Source organism: Clostridium frigoris, from assembly GCF_018861865.1.
Taxonomy (GTDB): domain Bacteria; phylum Bacillota; class Clostridia; order Clostridiales; family Clostridiaceae; genus Clostridium_AD; species Clostridium_AD frigoris.
The window spans coordinates 1-2,430 of record NZ_JAHLDV010000120.1 but is presented as its reverse complement, the minus strand read 5'-3'; the positions used below and the strand labels follow the sequence as shown (position 1 = coordinate 2,430).

Genomic DNA, 2,430 nt, shown 5'->3' with positions numbered 1-2,430 from the left:
AATGGGAAATCTCATCTTAGGGTGGGCTTCACACTTAGATGCTTTCAGTGTTTATCCCTTCCAAACATAGCTACCCAGCGATGCCACTGGCGTGACAACTGGTGCACCAGAGGTTTGTCCATCCCGGTCCTCTCGTACTAAGGACAGCTCCCTTCAAATTTCCTACGCCCGCGACGGATAGGGACCGAACTGTCTCACGACGTTCTGAACCCAGCTCGCGTGCCGCTTTAATGGGCGAACAGCCCAACCCTTGGGACCTACTTCAGCCCCAGGATGCGACGAGCCGACATCGAGGTGCCAAACCTCCCCGTCGATGTGGACTCTTGGGGGAGATCAGCCTGTTATCCCCGAGGTAGCTTTTATCCGTTGAGCGATGGCCCTCCCACGAGGTACCACCGGATCACTAAGCCCGACTTTCGTCCCTGCTCCACTTGTAAGTGTCGCAGTCAGGCTCCCTTCTGCCTTTGCACTCTTCGCGCGATTTCCAACCGCGCTGAGGGAACCTTTGGGCGCCTCCGTTACTCTTTCGGAGGCGACCGCCCCAGTCAAACTGCCCACCTAACAATGTCCTGTGACCAGATTCATGGCCTCCAGTTAGAACCTCAGTACTGTCAGGGTGGTATCCCAAGGATGACTCCACACAGGCTGACGCCCATGTATCGTAGTCTCCCACCTATCCTGTACAGACAATACCGAAATTCAATGCTAAGCTACAGTAAAGCTCTACGGGGTCTTTCCGTCCAATCGCGGGTATCCAGCATCTTCACTGGAACTACAATTTCGCCGGATGTACTGTTGAGACAGTGCCCAAATCATTACGCCATTCGTGCGGGTCGGAACTTACCCGACAAGGAATTTCGCTACCTTAGGACCGTTATAGTTACGGCCGCCGTTTACTGGGGCTTAAGTTCATAGCCTCGCCGAGAGCAAGCTCTCAGCTAACTAATCCCCTTAACCTTCCAGCACCGGGCAGGCGTCAGCCCCTATACATCAGCTTTCGCTTTAGCAGAGACCTGTGTTTTTGCTAAACAGTTGCTTGGGCCTATTCTCTGCGACCTACTTACGTAGGCACCCCTTCTCCCGAAGTTACGGGGTCAATTTGCCGAGTTCCTTAACAGTAATTCTTCCGATGGTCTTAGGATTCTCTCCTCACCTACCTGTGTCGGTTTGCGGTACGGGCACCAATATCCTCGATAGAGACTTTTCTTGGCAGCGTGGAATCAGATACTTCAGCAATAAATTGCCTTCCCCATTACATCTTCGCGTTAAGAGCAAACGGATTTGCCTGCTTGCTCCGCCTAAATGCTTAGACACACATCCAATAGTGTGCACATCTTATCCTCCTGCGTCATCCCATTTCTAATAACGTCCATTGGTGGTATCGGAATATCAACCGATTGTCCATCACCTACGCCTTTCGGCCTCGGCTTAGGTCCCGACTAACCCTGAGAGGACGAGCCTTCCTCAGGAAACCTTAGGTTTTCGACCGTTAAGATTCTCACTTAACTCTCGCTACTCATGCCAACATTCTCACTTCTGTACCGTCCACCACTCCTTACGGTATGACTTCAGCCAGTACAGAAAGCTCCTCTACCGCTTACACAATTGTGTAAACCCATAGCTTCGGTGGTAAGTTTTAGCCCCGGACATCTTCGGCGCAGGATCTCTTGACTAGTGAGCTATTACGCACTCTTTGAATGAGTGGCTGCTTCTGAGCCAACATCCTAGTTGTCTTAGAAATCCCACATCCTTTTCCACTTAACTTACACTTTGGGACCTTAGCTGATGGTCTGGGCTGTTTCCCTTTTGACTACGGATCTTATCATTCGCAGTCTGACTGCCGAAATAAAAGTAAATGGCATTCGGAGTTTGATAGGGTTCAGTAACTGTTGTCAGCCCCTAGCCCATTCAGTGCTCTACCTCCATTACTCAATTAATCGACGCTAGCCCTAAAGCTATTTCGAGGAGAACCAGCTATCTCCGAGTTCGATTGGAATTTCTCCGCTATCCACAGCTCATCCCATGGTTTTTCAACACCAACGTGGTTCGGACCTCCACGGAATTTTACTTCCGCTTCATCCTGGCCATGGATAGGTCACCCGGTTTCGGGTCTACGACATGCAACTAGAACGCCCTATTCAGACTCGGTTTCCCTTCGGCTCCGTACCTTAAGTACTTAACCTTGCTACATATCGTAACTCGTTGGCTCGTTCTACAAAAAGCACGCCGTCACACATAAAAAGTGCTTCGACCGGTTGTAGGCACACGGTTTCAGGTTCTATTTCACTCCCCTTCCGGGGTTCTTTTCACCTTTCCCTCACGGTACTTCTTCACTATCGGTCACTAGGTAGTATTTAGCCTTGGGAGGTGGTCCTCCCAGCTTCCCACAAGGTTTCACGTGTCTCGTGGTACTCTGGATTAGATCTGACT

1 rRNA gene is annotated in these 2,430 nt (G+C 50.7%); it reads right to left on the bottom strand.

Annotated elements, in window-relative coordinates:
* Positions 1-2,430: ribosomal RNA gene (locus KPL37_RS19300) — 23S ribosomal RNA — on the bottom strand; the annotation flags it as partial.